The sequence below is a fragment of the Pseudonocardia oceanicola genome (assembly GCF_047200735.1).
Classification (GTDB): domain Bacteria; phylum Actinomycetota; class Actinomycetes; order Mycobacteriales; family Pseudonocardiaceae; genus Pseudonocardia.
On record NZ_JBJZON010000005.1, the window covers coordinates 160,137 to 177,521 of the forward strand.

A 17,385-nucleotide genomic window follows, 5' to 3' on the forward strand; every position below is an offset into this window, starting at 1 on the left:
CTGTTGCCGAGTCGGCAGGGCAGGGGCGAAGGACTGTTAACCCTCCTCGACCTCAGGTCGCGGCATCTTGGCCCAACCGTGGTGGGGGCCGAGATGCCGGTGCAGGTAGGGGTGCAGACCGGATGGGTCTGCACCTAACGCGCGTCCTACTATCTCTGTACGTAGATAGTAGAGCAGCCTGAGGAGCGCAGTCCTCAGGAGGGGAAGGGTCGGTGTTGCGTGCTCCTTGGCCATCACCAGGCTGGAGTTCGACCGCTTGTCCGGGGCTCTGGCTGGATCACCGAGCTACTGCTCTGCGCCTGAGATCCATCGGGCGGCCACCACCGTCTGACCTCGATGTTGGGAAGCAGGCTTGCGGAATCACTGGTGGCGAGGAAGGCCTCGATGAACTCTCGGCGACACCGAGCTCAGGGAGGGATGGTCAGCGTCGCGGCGACGTGCCCGGCGGGAGCACGAAGGCGACGGGCGCCTGGTAGCTGCGCGCGTTATCACCGTCTGACCACGACCACTCATCGACAATGGAGCCAGCCCCTTCGGGCCAGTGTCAGCTACCACCGAGAGCAGGCGCGTGGCCCTACCGTTCAAGCGGTCGGCGGAAGCCGGGTGCTGTCCTGTGCGCGGCATAGTTCGACGTGGGCCCAGGAGTGGAGACCGGCCTTGGAAGGCGGAGCAGTTGAGCGAGGGGCCCCGGGCCATTTTCGCGGCTCACGGCGACTGCTTCGGGCTCATGACGGGCGAGGTTGGCCAGCAGGCCGAAGGTGAACATGCTCGTGACTAGCGATGTTCCTCCCGAGGAGATCAGTGGCAGTTGCAGACCGGTCACCGGCAGCAGGCCGACCACGTAGCCGATGTTGATGGCGGCCTGGATGACTAGCCACGTGGTCGCCGTAGCGCCGACGATCTTGCACCAGGGGTCGACGACCCGCACAGCAATGCGCAACCCGGTGTAGGTGAGGGTGCCGAAGAGGGCGAGGACCGCGAAGGTACCGATGAGACCGAGCTCCTCGCCGATGATCGCGAAGATGAAGTCGTTGTGGGCGTTGGGTAGGTAGTCCCACTTCGCCCGGCCCTGTCCGAGTCCGACTCCGAGCAGCCCGCCGTCGGCGAGGGAGTACAGACCTTGGCGGGCTTGGTAGGCGGCGCCGAACGGATCGCCGGTGTCGCCAGAGAGAAACGAGTTAATCCGGCTAGCGCGATAGCCGGCAGTGAGCCCGAGGATCACCGCGCCGGCTGCACCGCCTACGGCCAATGCCGCCAGCAGCCTTGCCGGAGCGCCGCCGTAGTAGAGCAGGGCGCCGACCACGATCGCGAGGGACACAGCTCCGCCGAGATCGGGCTGGAGCACCAGCAGTGTGAGCATGACCAGCGAGACCGGTAGGACCGGGGACAGGGCATGACGCCAGTGCTGCATGACCTTACGGCGAGCCGCCAGCATGTGCGCGCCCCAAAGTGCCAGGGCGAGCTTGGCGATCTCTGCAGGCTGTAGGGATAGGGACCCGACGGCAAACCAGCCCCGAGACCCGTTACGTATCACACCAACTCCGGGAACCAGCACGGCAATCAGCGCGGCGATCGAACCCAAGAGCAGGATCGGGGAGATCTGCCGCCAGCAATGCGGTGGAACCCGAAGGGCGATGTAGAAGGCCACGAGTCCCACGCAGCCGAACATCAGCTGCCTGTTGAACACCGAGTAGGAAGACCCGCTCGAGGTGAGGGCCGTCACGGAGGAAGCCGAGAGGACCATTACCAGACCAAACAGCGTCAGCAACCCGAACACTGCGAGAAGCAGGTGCAGCGAGGTCATCGGCCGGGCCAGCCATCCGCTGAAGGAGGTCCGGGACCGCTCAACAGCTCGTCCGCAGGGAGACCTTCGGAACGAGGTGTGACGGAACGGGGACGGCACGTGCGGAACCTTTCGTGCACCGAGTGCGGACTGTGAAGAACTCGCGCAGGAGAGGACGGCCAAGTTCCGGGCTTCAAGACCTTAGGCGGCCCGCGGGCAGCCCGGCCGTCAGAACACTCTTGAGCAGTTCGCTGTACTCAGCGATCAGCCATCACGAGCTCATCCAGATCGGCTGGCTGCCCGGTCTGCGGAAATGGGTGCCGGGTGCTGTTGACGACGTTGAATGGCGCCCTCGACGGGCGAATCTAGGCTCATCGCCAGATTCCTGGCTACGACATGGGTGTAGCCAGGCCGCAAGTGCAAGCCGCCCTGGGCGGCAAGGTTCGGCGTGGCCCCCGTGCAGCCGTCTCTCAGACCACGCCGGGAGAAGTCATTGGAGGCGTGCTGCTTCACCTCTAGGGCCGTGACCTGGTGAACTTCGCGAAATGGCCGCAGTCTCGAAGGCGATCTGAGCCCGCAGTGCGCGCAGTTCGTCCTCCAGTTCCGTCAGCTGGCGATCGATCTCGGAGTCCGTCCCCGACGTGCCACCCATGGTGCAGTTCCCCCGCCTCACGGGTCGCACGCAGAAGAAGTATGTTGCCGTCATCGCAGCGACTGCGGTCAGCGCGGCGAGCAAGGTCGGCATCAGAGTGTTTCCTGCGCCCGCTGCGTAGCGCGCTCGGCTTTAAGCTGTTCGACTTCTGCACGCAACTGCGCAACCTGCTGCTGGCTCGCGCTCTCCGTGCTCTTGCTCTTCCCGCGCATCATCAACATCATCGCGCCCATTCCGACCGGGCACGCGAGGATGGCCACGCCGTACAGCAACGACTCCAAGGTTCCCCTCTCGTAGAGGGTGCTCGCGCTTCGTCCGCGAACACCTACCTGCGCGCCGATCTACTACCTACTATCTCTGTACGGAGATAGTAGTGTGTCCACGCGGGTCTGTCACGCAGCTACGGGTCCGGCGCCTGGCGCGGCGGGCAGCGGAGGATTGTTGGTCGCGTGCTATTGGTTCGCTTTCGATCTCACGGTCTCGGCTGCGCGGCAACAGCGATGCCGGTTCGGGGGCGCCGCTGGCGTTCTAGTCCTGGTTAACAACCGAGTGGAGGCCGTTGCCCTGCGGGCGGGGGCGGGCGCAGGGACGGCGCGCGATGGTGAGGCTGGGCGCTCGGACTCAGCTGAGGTGAATCGGGAGGCGATGGATTTGACCTCAGGGTGTCCATGGGGAATCGAGGTCGGGGCATACATGCTCGGCGGCCTGGAGGCCAACGAGCACGAGGCGTTCCTTGGGCATCTGGGCGGTTGCGCGGATTGCCAGGCCGAGGTGGCCGAGCTGACGCCCGTGGTTCGCGCGATCGCCGCGGTTCGGGGACGCCGTCGTCGCAGGCAGCGCAGCGAGGGCCGCCCGCCTTGGAGCGAGGACGGACTCCGTACCGAGCCGGACGATGGCGGGCGCGAACTGGAGTGATCTCAGCGCGCCGAGCCCACAGCGGGATCGAGCTCGTCGGGGAAGGCAGGTGCCGGCGCCGCTCGTGCACTCCTTCGTCCGCGAGCTGCGCTAGCACTTCTCGATGCAGCCCGCTTGACCAAGACACCATGCGTCATGGTGTCGGGGTAGCCCTGGAGGCTTCGGAAGCCTGCGCTTTTGTAGGCACGAACGTTCGCCCTGCCGCTGCTCGCGCCGGCGGCGGGGCGGGGACACCCCGTCGTCTTGCGATGCGCACGCACGCAGGCGCCGTAGGCGTGTCGACCACAGGCGGCTCGGCAGCCGGGCCGCTCCCCCTTGGCCCTACCGCTGCTCGAGGACATGTGGATGCGGGGTGGGCCAAGACCGTCGTCTTCCGGTCTGATGATCAGCCCGGACACCGGCGGCGCGGCCCGGCGATGTAAACGGACGGCAAAAAATACTCCGCCCCCCCGTTGCGGGTATTTGTTCCATTGCCGGTGAACTCTACCCAGGGTATCCGTAGGGGTGTAGCCGGATCGCGCGGAGTGATCTGCTGAGGCGCGCAGCAGCGTCTGCTGGATGAGGAGCCCATGATCGCTGTACCCGTAGAACCCCTCCGCACACAGCCGGGGCGGGTGGTGTGAACGATGCCTTCTACCCCGGCGAGCTCCGACCCCGAGTTCGAGCGCGTGGTGTCGGCGTTCGGCAGCCAGCCCGAAATCCCGCTGGGCGACCTCGTGGTTGTCGATCGGCATGAGGCGCAGGGCTGGCGGGTGCGCAGGCATGAGCGGCTCGACTATGTGTTCGAGGAGCGCTGCGACTGGATGCGCGAATACGGGCGCGAGGGCCATCTCGCCGTGGACGGGCCAGAGACCTCGCTGACCTATGACGAGCTCGATGCACGCTCCAACCGCCTCGCCCGGTACCTGCGGTTGCACGGTGCCGGCACAGGCGACCGTATCGCTCTGCTGTTCGACGACCGCGTCGATTGCTATGTCGCGCTCCTCGCGGTGCTCAAGATCGGCGGCAGCTGCGTACCCTTGGACCCGGCCGCGCCGGTAGACCGGTTGACCTTCGTTCTTGCGGACGCGGCGGTGCGGATCGTGCTCAGCTGCTCGCACCTGCCGGGGAGGGTCGCGCCAACGGGCGTTCTGCTGGGGAGTTCGGCCGAGGTAGTCGCCATCGACGAGGCGGCGGCGCTGATACGTGAGATGAGTCCGCAACGCTTGCAGCCGGTGGAGCGCGGCGGTCTCACCGACGACCGCCCCGCCTACATCGTGCACGTCGCCGACGCCTCCGGCTGGTCGGAGGCTGTAGCTGTCGACCACCGCAGTATCTGCAACGCCGTGCGGATCGCGTCCGAGACGTTCGGCGTCCGCGGACATCGCCTCTACCAGGGCGGGCCGCTCTTCTCCGGCAGCGGTGTCGGAGAAGTCTGGATGGCCTGGGCAGCTGGCGCCACCCTCGTTCCTGCCCGCCATGGCCCCCCGCAACGCGGCGCGGCGCTGGCCGCTGAGCTGGCAGAACGGCGGGTGTCCGCGTTGTGCACCACGCCAGCCGTGCTGTCCACACTCAAGGCGGATCTGCCGGCGTTGCGGCTGCTGCTGGTGTCCGGCGAGCCGTGCCCGCCGAGTCTCGTCGCTCGCTGGGACCGTCCTTCCCGACGTGTCCTTTCGGTCTACGTGCCGCCCGGAGCCACGGTGGCCGCGGCCTGGACCGAGGTGCACGCCGACGATCGTGTGATGATCGGCGTGCCGTTGCCGACCTACGCAATCGTCGTGCTCGACCCGGACTTCCCGCGTGCCCTCCCACACGGCGAGACGGGCGAGATCGGCCTCGCCGGACTCGGGCTGGCCTGTGGATACGCAGATGCCTCCGGCGACGCGTTCATAGAAGACTTCCTGCGCATACCCGGAAATCCGAGTGGACGGATATTTCGCACCGGCGACCTCGGGCGTGTCGGCCCGACAGGCGAGGTCGAGTATCGTGGGCGCCTTTCCCTACAAGTGAGCCTCAACGGTGAGCGAGTCGACCTCACCGCGGTTGAGTCCGCGATGCTGGCGGTGCCCGGGGTGGCCTCAGCTGCTGTGACGGCGCACAGCCCGCAGGCAGCTGTTACCGAGCTCAGCGGTTTCTACACCTGTTTCGGCACGCAGCCCGCGGCCGACGAGCAGGCAATCTGGTCGTCGCTGCGGGACCGGTTGCCGGCCCGCCACCTGCCGGCCCGGCTGCACCGAGTCGATGCCCTGCCCCTGACGGTCGAAGGTCGAGTCGATCGATCGGCGCTTCCGGCGTTGCTCTCGACCGAGGAGAGGAATCGGCTACTTCTCGAGAACACGCAGTTACACGATGAGCTAGAAGGACTGCATTCAGCGGAAGACCTCGGCGAGCAACCGGCGTCGGCCGTGCCTCCAGACCCGGTCCCGCCAAGCGTACCGAGCCAGCATCCTGGGATTCCTAACCCCGACATCCTCACCTTCGACCAAATCCTGCGGCGTACAGAGGACGCGGAATCCCGTACGCAGCCTCAGCCCGCTCAGCCGCCTAGGGAACAGCCCGAGATACTCACGTCGGATCAGATCGTCGGAACTCCACCACCGGCACCACCGCCTTCAGCGCCGTACTCATCGCCATCTCGAGAGAAGGCATCTCCGGCCCCACGGCCCTCGCCGTACCCCCGCACGACGGCAACCGGCGCACCCCCGTCGGCAGGACCCACTCCGTATCCGCGGACGGCGGCCCCGACAGCAGCGATCCCGACACACCCTGCACGCGCTTGGACTGCTGCGACACCGCTCGCCGCGCAGGAAACGGCGACCGCCACAGCCGGCGACGCGACCGCGACAGCGGGTCTCGCTGCGGCTCTCGCCGGAGTGCTGGCCGAGGTGTTGGAGGCCGAGCACGTCCCGACCGACAGCAACGTCTTCGACGACCTCGGCGCCGACTCGATGATGATGACCCGTTTCTGCGCGCGCCTGCGCAAGCGGGGCGACCTGCCGTCGATCTCGATCAAGGACGTCTACGCCCACCCAACGATCGCCGGGCTCGCCACCGCCTTCGCGCCGTCCACGCCCGCCGCCCCAGTAATGCCGTCCGAGGTCCCTGGCAACGACGTCGTCCAGAAGCTCGCCCAGGTCCTCGCTGAGGTGCTGGGCGTCGACAGCGTGCCGACCGACCGCAATGTGTTCGACGACCTCGGCGCCGACTCGATGGTCATGACGCGATTCTGCGCGCGGCTGCGCAAGCGGGAGGACCTGCCGTCCATCTCCATCCGCGACGTCTACGCCAATCCCACCATCGTCGGCATGGCTGCCGCGGCAATGCCGGGGGCGCTCATGCAGGCCCGGCCGTCTCCCTTGCCGTCGGCGCCCACACCTGTGACGCCTGTACGACACAGCACGTTCGGGTACCTGCTCACCGGTTTCCTGCAGCTGTTGGGCTTCTTGCTCTACGCGACCGGCGCCGGGATCGTCATGGACCGCGCCTACGCGTGGATCTCCACCAGCGTCGGGGAACTCGAGATCTACGTCCGCTCGGTCACCGCCGGTGCCGCCGCGTTCGTGACGATGGCCCTGCTTCCCATCGTGCTGAAGTGGCTGCTGATCGGGCGTTGGAGGCAGAAGGAGATCCCGGTCTGGAGCCTGCGCTACTTCCGATTCTGGCTCGTCAAGACCTTGGTGCGGGCCAACCCGCTCGTCTTCCTCATGGTCGGCTCGCCTCTCTACACGCTCTACCTCCGAGCGCTCGGTGCGAAGGTCGGCAAGAACGTCGCGATCTTCACCCGGCACCTGCCGATCTGTACCGACCTGCTCAGCATCGGATCGGGGACGGTGATCCGCAAGGACGTCTACTTCCAGTGCTACCGCGCGCATTTCGGGCGGATCCAGACCGGGCGGGTCACGCTGGGGCGCGACGTCGTGGTCGGCGAGCGAAGCGTGCTCGACATCGACACCGTGATGGGCGACGGCGCCCAGCTCGGCCACGCGTCCGCCCTGCACCGCGGCCAGAGCGTGCCGACCGGGCAGAGCTGGCATGGCTCGCCCGCGGTGTCGACCGGCACCGACTTCCGTGCGGTTCCGCCGACCCGGGTACGGGTCCTTCGCAAGATCACCTATGTGACGAGCCAGCTGGTCAAGTTGTTCGGGATCTACCTGCCGCTCGGCTTCGGCGGGCTGTTCCTGCTGATCACCGAGATACCGCGGCTGGCGGAGCTGCTCCAGCCCGGAGCGGTCGGCTACAGATCCGCGCCGTTCTACCTCAACGCGCTGATCGAATCGACTATCCTGGTGTTCGGAAGCCTCGCCGTCGGGCTGCTCATTGTGTTGACGGTGCCCCGGCTGTTGGCCTTGTTCGTGCGGCCAGACCGCGTCTATCCGATCCACGGGTGGCGGTACTCCATGCAGCGCACCGTCACCCGCCTGACGAACGTCAAGACCTTCGTCTACTTGTTCGGCGACAGCTCCTACATCGTCGGCTACCTCTACCTGCTGGGCTACAACCTGGGTAAGTGGGAGCAGACGGGGTCGAACTTCGGGTCCAACCTGGCCCAGGAGTCGCCGTTCCTCGCCTCGGTGGGCCGTGGCACGGTCGTCGCCGACGGGCTGTCGGTGAACAATGTCGACTTCACCAGCACCTCGTTCCGCCTGTCCCGGGTGTCGATCGGCGATCACAACTTCCTGGGCAACAACATCGCCTATCCGATCGGCGGCCGCACCGGCGACGACTGCCTGCTCGCGAACAAAGTCGCGGTGCCGATTGACGGGCCAGTACGTCAGGGGGTCGGGCTGCTCGGCTCGCCGGCCTTCGAGATCCCCCGCACCGTGCAGCGCGACCGGACGCTCGAGCTCGACGCGCGCGAGCGACGCCGGCGGTTACGCCGCAAGAACGGCCACAATCTGCGCACCATCGCCCTCGTCCTGCTCGTTCGTTGGGGAAACGTGCTCGGGCTGCTGTTGCTCGGTCTGCTGGCGCTGGACCACTTCCAGGAGTTCGGCGCCGCGGCCTTCGCAGCCGAGCTGGTCGCAAGTCTGATGTTCACCATCCTCTGGTTCGTGCTGTGGGAGCGGCTGGTCGTCTGGTTCCGCCGGCTTCGTCCGCAGTCGTGCTCGATCTACGACCCGATCTTTTGGCGGCACGAGCGCTTCTGGAAGATGGTGGTCCCGCCCTTGGAGCGGCTGCTCGGCGGAACCCCGTGGAAGAATCTCATCGCCCGGATGCTCGGTGTGCGTGTCGGACGGTGCGTGTTCGACGACGGGTCCGGGCTCACCGAGCGCACGCTGACCACCATCGGCGACGACTGCACTCTCAACGCCGGCGCGATCATCCAGTGCCACTCGCAGGAGGACGGCGCGTTCAAGTCCGACCGCACCACGCTCGGCGCCGGCGTGACAGTCGGTGTCTATGCCTTCATCCATTACGGCGTGTCGATCGGTGACGGCGTGGAGATCGCCCCCGACTCCTTCGTCATGAAGGGCGAGGAGATCCCGGCCGGCGCCCGGTGGGGCGGCAATCCCGCTCAAGAACTGCCCGAGCCGCAGCCGCTGGCGTCATCCGGCGATCGCGCATACGTCCAGGCCCAGCCGATGAAGGCGAGGGCTACCGGTTGATTCCGCAGGCGGGCGCGAGCCGTTGCTCACGGCGGCCTGCCCCGCTTGCTCAGGTTCTCGTTCGCACCTTGCCGATTGACGCGGGACTGCGCCCGCGGGTACGGTCCTGCTGCCGCCAGAACAACTTGGATCGTGCATCGAGGCGTGCATCGCGTGTACCCAGACCTGCACTGCTGTGCAGACGTGTGTGTCAGTGAGCAGAACGTCGCCGAGCTGACCAAGTGCATTCGGTCGAACAACGACTGCGCAGACATGTGCGAGACCACCGGGCGGGTGCTGTCACGGCACACCGGCTACGACGCGGAGCTCACGCGCGCAGTGCCGGAGGCTTGTGCGAGGCGTGCAAGAGCTGCGGGGACGAGTGTGCGCAGCATGCCGAGATGGGTATGGAGCACTGCCGAGCCTGCGCCGAGCAGTGCCGCCGGTGCGAGACCGCGGGCCGGGAGCTGCTCGCCACGCTCTGACATATCTGACCCTCCTGGCGGTCATGACGAGGCAGCGGCTGCGGGCGACCACTGGCCGGGGCGCGGCACAGGATCGGGTCGAAGCCCGTGACCTTCGCCGGTGGCGCCACCCCAACCCCTAGCCTGCTCGCTGAGGGAAGGAGTTCGGCGGGCGGCCTCAGCGCCGTCTCAACTCACCCGATTAGGCTTCCCGCTCGTGACTCGAGCGCCGATGCGGCTGCAGGGGGCCGCACTCCGCAGCGGAGCGGCCCCTCCCCGAATCGTGCGCGGCCGCCGTTGGGTTCTGCACTGGGTTGCCCTACTTGCGGCCACGGTGCTGGTGGGCGGAGTGCTCGCTCTGTGCTGCTGTACCGATCACCCGGTCGCTGCGATGTCGAGCACCACGTCCTCCTCAGTCGTCCTGGCTGGCCACAGCAAGGACGGTGACACCGCCGACGTTCACGCGCGGATGCTTCCCCCCTTGGCGGCAGCTGACCCCGTCGTGCCGGGTTCCCCCGCTGACGGCGACCTTGCCGCGTCTTGGAGGCCGTCGAGCGGATTCGACGCCGACAACGCCCCGGATCCCGCAGACCGCGACAGCGCGGCCCGGTTCACCGGCATCGCCGCGGACTGCGGGCCACCCGTGCCCACGCCGACGCTCGAAGCCGGATCGCCCGCTCGGCTGTTCCTCCCCGCGCTCGCGACGTCCCTTTCCGACTCGGCAGCCACGATCGCTCGGGAACTCCCGGCCAACACCCCGCACGACGGCTCTCCACCCGCGCAGTGGCCCTCGCCATACGCGCTCTGCGTGATCCGCACGTAGGCCGACCTCCACGCTTCTGCACGTCCTCACCCGACGCCGTCGTCACGCCCGTGTGGGCAGCGAATCCTTCGAGGCGTTCGGCGTTCCCCTCCTTCCCGCCCTTCTGGCGAGGTGACTGAGCTGTGTCCTCCCGGCAACCTACGGGTGCGCCGCACCCGAATTTCGACCTTCCCACCGAACAACTACAGCGCCGCCCCTCCACGACGACCGGCGAGACGCCATCCGCTGACACCGGCCCCGCAACAACGAGGCTGGCCTCCCTGAGTTGGTGGGTGCTGGCGATCGCCGCGGCGGTCGTGGCGCTGTCGGTCGTGCGCGCTTTTGCGCCGATGACCTACCCCGGCGACATCTGGCGGCAGTCCGACACCGCCACGATCGCGCGCAACTTCGCCGTGAACGGGATGAACATCTTCTTCCCGCAGATCAACTGGGGCGGAGCGGGCCCGGGGTATGTGGAGACCGAGTTCCAGCTGCTGCCCTGGCTGACCGCGGTCACCTACCTGATCTTCGGCGAGCACGTTGTGCTGGGTCGGCTGATCTCGCTGACCTTCATGCTCATCGCTGCCGCCGCCTTCTGGGGAGTCGCCCGGCGCGTACTGCCCTCTATCGCAGCCCGCTGGGCGCTCGCTGCGTTCTTCCTTTCCCCCGCATTCATGCGCTGGGGCACGGCGTTCATGCCCGAAGCAACCGTGCTGGCGTTCTACCTGCTCGCACTCCTCGGCTTCCTGCGCTGGCTCCGCGAGGACCGGCCGGTCTTCCTGGTCTGGGCCGCGGCAGCCACCTCGGTCGCAGCGCTGGTTAAGCCCACGTCATTGCACCTGGGGCTGGTCATCGGACTGTGGGTGGTGTTCGCGGCCCGGGACCGGCTACGCCGCCCATCGCTCTACTTGGCCGGAGTCGCGGCCCTGGTGGCACCTGCGCTCTGGCTCCGCCACGCGGCGTCGCTGCACGCCACCTACGGCAACACCTTCGGTGTGATTTCCGGCGGCGACAGCAAGTGGGGCAGCCTGTCGTTGTGGCTGAGCCCGGCCTTCTACCTCGGTAACCTGCGCACTGAGACGATTTTCGTCTACGGCCTCGTCGGCCTCCCGCTCGCGGTGCTGGGGGTGGTGTGGCTGTGGCGGCACCGTTCCCTGGTTTCCCCGGCAAGAACTGCTCCGCTGCCGCTGTTGGGGGCGGCCGCAGTGGCGTTGACGATCTACTACTTCGCCGCCGGTCGCTACACGAGCAGCGACCTGGGCATCCAGTACCACGTCTACTCGTTGCCCTACGCCGCCCTCGCCGTCGGCGCGGGTGTCGCTGCGTGCCTCCGCTGGGCGCAGGCACGGATCGCGCCGGCGATCACTACGGTGGCCGGAGCCTTGACGGCCGTGCTGCTCGGCGCCCAGTCAGTCAACGTGTTCGTGCAGTCGCTCCCGGACCAGGCCGGCGTGTTCGGTACCTGCGCCACCGAGCTCGACGCCGTCTCCGCGCCCGACGACCTGGTCGTGGTCAGCACGACCAGCCGCACGGTCGAGGACGGCGTGACCAACAACTACCAGGAGCCGGTCGTGTTCTTCCTAGCCGACCGCAAGGGCTGGAGCCTGGCCGCCGACAACCACACCCCGGACAACGTGGATATCCTGCGTGCGGCCGGCGCACGGTTCCTCGTGGTGGGCGACCCGGAGCTCGTGCCGCCGGGCAGCCCGCTGGCCGGCTGGCTGGCCGACAACACTCGCCAGCTGCGCAGCACCGAACAGGACGGCTGCGCCATCTGGGACCTGACACAGCAGCCTGCCGTCCCCTCGCCCGCTCCTGGTGGCGCCGGAGGCGAGAGGGGCGCTTCGTGATCGTCGGGGCAGCCGACCGGCCGGCGCCCGGCCGGACCGGCCGCCGCATCGTCGCGGCGGCAGTGCTTGCGACCATGGCCGCTGGGGCCGGCGCGGCGTGCTCGGGTCCGGCCTCGGATGAGGCTGCGCCGGAGGCCGCCGCGTTGGCCGGGCACGTCCACGGTGTGGCCGTCAACCCCGGCGACGGGCTGGTGTATGTCGCCACGCACGGCGGGCTGTTCCGGATTGAGGCCTCCGGGGCGGTCCGGGTGAGCTCGGCTCATCACGATCTCATGGGCTTCGCCGTCACTGGGCCGGGCGAGTTCCTCGCCTCCGGCCACCCGGACCCGGAGAACCCCGTAACACCGGCGGCTTCGTCGACCGGATCCATGGGGCTAGTGCGCAGCCATGACTCCGGCGGAAGTTGGTCTGCGGTGTCGCTCGACGGCGCCGCGGACCTGCATGCCATCGCGGCAGCAGGCCCCGTGGTGTACGGCTGGGACTCCGCAACGGCGAGAGTGCTGCGCAGCGAGGACGCCGGAGCGACGTGGCAGCCGGGCGCCCAGGGGGACCTGACCGATCTTGCCGTGGACACGAAGAATCCGCGACGAGTGTGGGCCGCCACTCCGCAAGGCCTGGCGGAGAGTCTCGACGGCGGGCAGTCCTTCCAGCTCACGACGTCCGATGCCGCCACGGAACCACCCCTCGTCTTCCTGGATGCCGTGCCGGCCTTGCACGGTGACCAGGAGCCCGACCTCGTGGGTGTCGACGCCATCGGCGGGGTATGGGGCCGTTTCCGTGACGGCTGGCGGGCCACCGGGAAGCTGGGAAGCCCCCCGACCGCGTGGTCTGCGACAGGCCCCGACCGTTACCTGGCCGCCACGACCACAGCGGTGGTCTCCTCGGAGGACGCCGGTAGGACCTGGACTCCTCTGGCGCCCGTCAGCCGATGACGTCGTCACTCGTCGTCTACTGATGCGACGCCAGCGCAGCGGTCGGCAAGGTGCCCACAGCGTCGCGTCGCGCCCAAGGCGGTCGCGCGCGTGTTGACCGGGCGAGAGCACGCCGTGCTCGCGGCTCGTCGACTGGGGCGGCGGCTGCTGGCGATGCTGGTCGTGCTCGTCCTGGTGGGTGTCGGGGGGCTCTTCGCCTTCGTCGGGGTGTCTTGGCTGATGACCGTCCCGGCGCGAGTCGGCAGCTGCGAGCCCAATCCGGAGCGGATGCCCATCCAGGCGTCAGGAGCGAGCGGGCTGACCACCGAGCAGTTGACGAACGCAGCGGCGATCGTCTCGACCGGTCGCTCCTTGGGGGTGCCGGAGCGTGGACTGTGGGTCGGACTCGCCACTGCGCTGCAGGAGTCCGGGCTGCGCAACTTGGATTACGGTGACCGCGACTCCCTGGGCTTGTTCCAGCAGCGGCCCTCGCAAGGCTGGGGCACATCGACCCAGGTACGGGAGCCGTCCTACGCGGCCGGCCAGTTCTTCGAGCGCCTGCTCGCCGTTCCGGGTTGGACGGAGATGCCACTGTGGCAGGCGGCGCAGACGGTACAACGTTCAGCCTTCCCGCTCGCCTACGCCAAATGGGAGCAGACCGCCGCCGACGCTCTCGCCGAGGTCTCGGACAGCCCCGCCGCACTGCCTCGCTCTCCGGCGGCGGGACCGAGCAGCACGGGGTCGACGCCGCGCTTGCCCGGTCCCTGCCGGGGTGAACCGGACGACATCGATCCTGCCGCTCCGTTCGCCGGCAACAGCAACGGCTGCACGGAGGACGACCCGACGACGAACGGATGCGTCACCCGTGTGACCCGTTATGCGCTCGAGCAGGCCGAGCGAGCCTTCGGCGGGCTGCGGCGCGGCGAGATCGTCCGCTCCGCGGGCTGCCACGCCGCACGGCCAGCCAACCCCACCAGCGACCACCCCCTGGGCAAGGGATGCGATTTCTTTCCCGGTATGCCTGGGCTGGGCGCCCAAGGGGTTGAGCTGGCCAACGGATGGCGGGCCGCCGACTGGTTCCGCACCAACGCCGACGCCCTCGAGGTCGCCTACGTCATCTGGCAGGGGCGGATCTGGACCCCGGGTGTTGCGGACGAGGGCGGTTGGGGCCGCCGCTACAGCGGGGGCGGCGTCTACGATCCCAGCGACCCCGTTGGTGGGCACTACGACCACCTGCACGTCAGTTTCGCACGATGATGCGGCAGCGACAGTCTCTTCCGCCCGCGGCAGGGCGGGGCGCGCCAGGCCTGGCCTCACACAACGCCACGTCTCGACCCGTCTCGGCCTTGTTCGGACGGCGTTATCAAGAAGCCAGCGGACGGGGCTCCCTGGGCGCTGATACTGACGGCAGAGCCTCACCGATCGAGGAGGCGAGTCTCGCCGCCCGACGATTTCTCGGTCCGGAGTCTTGTTGACCCGATGTCGCTCCAGGCCGCCGACCCTGAACTCCGGCGCTGAAGCAGGCAGCTGGTCGACACCCGTGTAAGAGCTCGTTTCAGAATGATCCCGGCGTGTCTGCTGTAGACGAAAGCTGACCTCAGCCACGCTGTCGGCCGTGGTGGAGGATCTTGTTCCGGACTCGTTGTGGGAGCGGGTCGCGCCGCTGCTGCCCGCGCGGGCGCCGCGGCGGCGCCGGTTCCCCGGGCGGCTGCCGGTGGACGACCGGGTCGCGCTGGCCGGGATCGTCTATGTGCTGCGGACCGGGATCACCTGGAACCAGCTGCCCGCTGCCTCCATCGGCTGCTCCGGGGTGACCTGCTGGCGGCGGGTGCGGGACTGGACCGAGGCCGGGGTGTGGCCGGCCCTGCACGAGCTGCTGCTCGCCGAGCTGCGCGCCGCGGGGCTGCTCGACCTGGACCGGATGGCGGTCGACGCCTCGCACGTGCACGCGCTCACAGGGGGGACCATGTCGGGCCGTCCCCGGTCAACCGTGGCCACCCCGGCTCCAAGCACCACCTGATCGTCGACGGGCACGGCCTGCCGCTCGCGGTCACCCTGACCGGCGGCAACCGTCACGACGTCACCCAGCTACTGCCCCTGCTCGACGCGATCCCGCCGATCCGCGGCACACGCGGGCGACCCCGGCGCAAGCCCCGCGAGCTCTATGCCGATCGCGGCTACGACTTCGACAAGTACCGGCGGCTGCTGCGCGAGCGCGGGATTACCCCGCGGATTGCCCGCCGCGGTGCCGGGCACGGCTCGGGGCTGGGCAAGATCCGCTGGGTCGTCGAGCGCGGCATCGCCTGGCTGCACGCGTTCAAACGCCTCCGCACCCGCTACGAACGCCGCGCCGACATCCACCTCGGCCTGCTCCAACTCGCCTGCACCCTGATCTGCCATCGACAGCTGGCAAAGTCATTCTGAAATGACCTCTAAGTGCGTCAACGTGATCGCGGGTCGTCGTCGGGCTGGGTCTCCTGCGAGACGCCCTGGGCGGCCACCTCGGACGGGGCGGGGTGCCCGCCGACGTGCGCCTCGGCGCGGGCCCGTTCCACCAGGTGCGGGTAGTGCAGCTCGAACGCCGGGCGCTCGGAGCGGATCCGGGGCAGCTCGGTGAAGTTGTGCCGCGGCGGCGGGCAGGAGGTCGCCCACTCCAGCGAGTTCCCGAAGCCCCACGGGTCGTCGACGGTCACGACGCGGCCGTAGCGGTAGCTGCGGAACACGTTCCAGATGAACGGCAGGGTCGAGGCGCCCAGCACGAACGCGCCGATCGACGAGATCGTGTTCAACGTGGTGAACCCGTCCGTCGCCAGGTAGTCGACGTACCGGCGCGGCATGCCCTCGTTGCCCAGCCAGTGCTGGACCAGGAAGGTCAGGTGGAAGCCGATGAACGTGGCCCAGAAGTGGAACTTGCCCAGGGTCTCGTCGAGCATCCGACCGGTCATCTTCGGGAACCAGAAGTAGATGCCCGCGTAGGTGGCGAACACGATCGTGCCGAAGAGCACGTAGTGGAAGTGCGCCACCACGAAGTACGTGTCGGACACGTGGAAGTCGATCGGCGGCGAGGCCAGCAGGACGCCGGTGAGGCCGCCGAAGAGGAACGTGGCGAGGAAGCCGACCGAGAAGAGCATCGGCGTCTCGAACGTGAGCTTGCCCTTCCACATGGTGCCGATCCAGTTGACGAACTTGATGCCCGTCGGGATCGCGATGAGGAACGTGGTGAAGGAGAAGAAGGCCAGCAGCACCGCGCCGGTCGCGTACATGTGGTGCGCCCACACGGCGACGGACAGGGCCGCGATCGCGATCGTCGCGAACACCAGCGTCTTGTAGCCGAAGATCGGCTTGCGGCTGAACACCGGGAAGATCTCGGACACGATGCCGAAGAAGGGCAGCGCGACGATGTAGACCTCGGGATGGCCGAAGAACCAGAACAGGTGCTGCCACAGGATCACGCCGCCGTTGGCCGGGTCGAACACGTGGGCGCCGAGGTGGCGGTCCGCCGCGAGGCCGAACAGGGCCGCCGTGAGCACCGGGAACGCGATCAGGATCAGCAGCGACGTGATGAAGATGTTCCAGGTGAAGATCGGCATCCGGAACATCGTCATGCCCGGGGCGCGCATGCAGACGATCGTGGTCACGAAGTTGACGCCACCGAGGATCGTACCCAGACCACCGACCGCGAGGCCCATGATCCACAGGTCCGCCCCTGCGCCCGGCGAGCGGATCGCGTCGGACAGCGGGGTGTAGGCGAACCAGCCGAAGTCCGCGGCGCCGCCCGGGGTCAGGAAGCCCGAGAGGACCGTGAGCCCGCCGAACAGGAACAGCCAGTAGGAGAAGGCGTTCAGCCGCGGGAACGCCACGTCCGGGGCGCCGATCTGCAGCGGCACGATGTAGTTCGCGAACCCGAACAGGATCGGCGTGGCGTAGAGCAGCAGCATGATCGTGCCGTGCATGGTGAACAGCTGGTTGTACTGCTCGCTCGACAGGAACTGCTGCCCGGGACGCGCGAGCTCACCGCGGATCAGCAGCGCCATCGCCCCGCCGACCATGAAGAAGGCGAACGACGTGACCATGTACAGGATCGAGATGTCCTTGGGGTCCGTCGTCCGGAGCATCTTCAGGAACGTGGAACCCTTACCCGTCCGACGCGCCGGGTACGGGCGCGTCGTGATCGGCTTGGGCGCGACGGCTGTCACTGTGCCTCCCCTGAGCAGCACCGCCGCCGGTCGGCGATCCTGCTACTATCGACGATAGTAGTTGGTCTGGCGCGTCGTGCAGCTACTGCACCCAGCCAGGCGGGCGGATCAAGCGCCCAGCGGCGATCGGCAGACACCACCTCGTGGAGGCCAGGATGTGGTTGAGCAGGCCGTTGCCGGAGGAGTCAAAGCGTCGGCGTCGCCGCGAAGATCTGGAGCGGGCGGTTGGCGAGGGGCGGCGGCTCCCC

At 68.2% G+C, this 17,385-nt stretch carries 10 protein-coding genes; 7 read left to right on the forward strand and 3 right to left on the reverse strand.

The features are described from left to right. Positions 1-574: 574 nt before the first annotated feature. Together ftsW and ACL02T_RS10380 are read right to left on the reverse strand one after the other, a co-directional pair. Complete coding sequence (gene ftsW, locus ACL02T_RS10375) at positions 575-1,804, reverse strand: putative lipid II flippase FtsW (RefSeq protein WP_412830424.1); 1,230 nt, start codon at positions 1,802-1,804, stop codon at positions 575-577. Positions 1,805-2,527: 723 nt separating this feature from the next. Next, positions 2,528-2,695, reverse strand: coding sequence for a hypothetical protein (locus ACL02T_RS10380; protein WP_412830425.1), 168 nt, complete (start codon positions 2,693-2,695; stop codon positions 2,528-2,530). A 433-nt stretch (positions 2,696-3,128) separates the two neighbouring features. Here ACL02T_RS10380 and ACL02T_RS10385 point away from each other — a divergent pair, with 433 nt between their 5' ends. From ACL02T_RS10385 to ACL02T_RS10410, 7 genes are all read left to right on the forward strand, one after another. After that, the gene (locus tag ACL02T_RS10385) at positions 3,129-3,350 is read left to right on the forward strand and encodes a hypothetical protein (RefSeq protein ID WP_412830426.1); all 222 of its coding nucleotides are present in this window, start codon (positions 3,129-3,131) and stop codon (positions 3,348-3,350) included. A 626-nt stretch (positions 3,351-3,976) separates the two neighbouring features. After that, positions 3,977-8,935, forward strand: coding sequence for a Pls/PosA family non-ribosomal peptide synthetase (locus ACL02T_RS10390; RefSeq protein WP_412830427.1), 4,959 nt, complete (start codon positions 3,977-3,979; stop codon positions 8,933-8,935). Positions 8,936-9,189: 254 nt separating this feature from the next. Further along, positions 9,190-9,399 carry a four-helix bundle copper-binding protein gene (locus ACL02T_RS35155; protein ID WP_503129085.1) on the forward strand — a complete coding sequence of 70 codons (210 nt, stop codon included), beginning with the start codon at positions 9,190-9,192 and terminating at the stop codon, positions 9,397-9,399. Between the two features lie 1,074 nt (positions 9,400-10,473). Further along, the gene (locus ACL02T_RS10395) at positions 10,474-12,030 is read left to right on the forward strand and encodes an ArnT family glycosyltransferase (protein WP_412830428.1); all 1,557 of its coding nucleotides are present in this window, start codon (positions 10,474-10,476) and stop codon (positions 12,028-12,030) included. Between the two features lie 164 nt (positions 12,031-12,194). Next, positions 12,195-12,962 (forward strand): WD40/YVTN/BNR-like repeat-containing protein, encoded by a 768-nt coding sequence (locus ACL02T_RS10400; RefSeq protein WP_412830429.1) that lies wholly within the window; start codon positions 12,195-12,197, stop codon positions 12,960-12,962. A gap of 153 nt (positions 12,963-13,115) precedes the next feature. Then, a complete protein-coding gene (locus ACL02T_RS10405; RefSeq protein WP_412830430.1) occupies positions 13,116-14,198 on the forward strand; it encodes a VldE C-terminal domain-containing protein in 1,083 nt (360 codons plus the stop codon). Positions 14,199-14,556: 358 nt separating this feature from the next. Next, positions 14,557-15,365 (forward strand): IS5 family transposase gene (locus ACL02T_RS10410; RefSeq protein WP_412830431.1). Its coding sequence is split into 2 segments (ribosomal slippage): positions 14,557-14,896 and positions 14,896-15,365, totalling 810 coding nucleotides; the frame shifts between segments, so codons are not numbered across the junction. Between the two features lie 17 nt (positions 15,366-15,382). Here the strand turns inward: ACL02T_RS10410 and ctaD are convergent. Beyond that, positions 15,383-17,137, reverse strand: a complete 1,755-nt coding sequence (gene ctaD / locus ACL02T_RS10415) for an aa3-type cytochrome oxidase subunit I (RefSeq protein WP_412830432.1) — start codon at positions 17,135-17,137, stop codon at positions 15,383-15,385. Positions 17,138-17,385: the final 248 nt, after the last annotated feature.

What these genes read in the sequence shown, in the direction of transcription:
- ACL02T_RS10405 (WP_412830430.1), top strand. Translation starts at nt 13,116, where the DNA reads ATGCTGGTCGTGCTCGTCCTGGTGGGTGTCGGGGGGCTCTTCGCCTTC.
- ACL02T_RS10390 (WP_412830427.1), top strand. Translation starts at nt 3,977, where the DNA reads ATGCCTTCTACCCCGGCGAGCTCCGACCCCGAGTTCGAGCGCGTGGTG.
- ACL02T_RS10385 (WP_412830426.1), top strand. Translation starts at nt 3,129, where the DNA reads ATGCTCGGCGGCCTGGAGGCCAACGAGCACGAGGCGTTCCTTGGGCAT.
- ftsW (WP_412830424.1), bottom strand. Translation starts at nt 1,804, where the DNA reads ATGACCTCGCTGCACCTGCTTCTCGCAGTGTTCGGGTTGCTGACGCTG.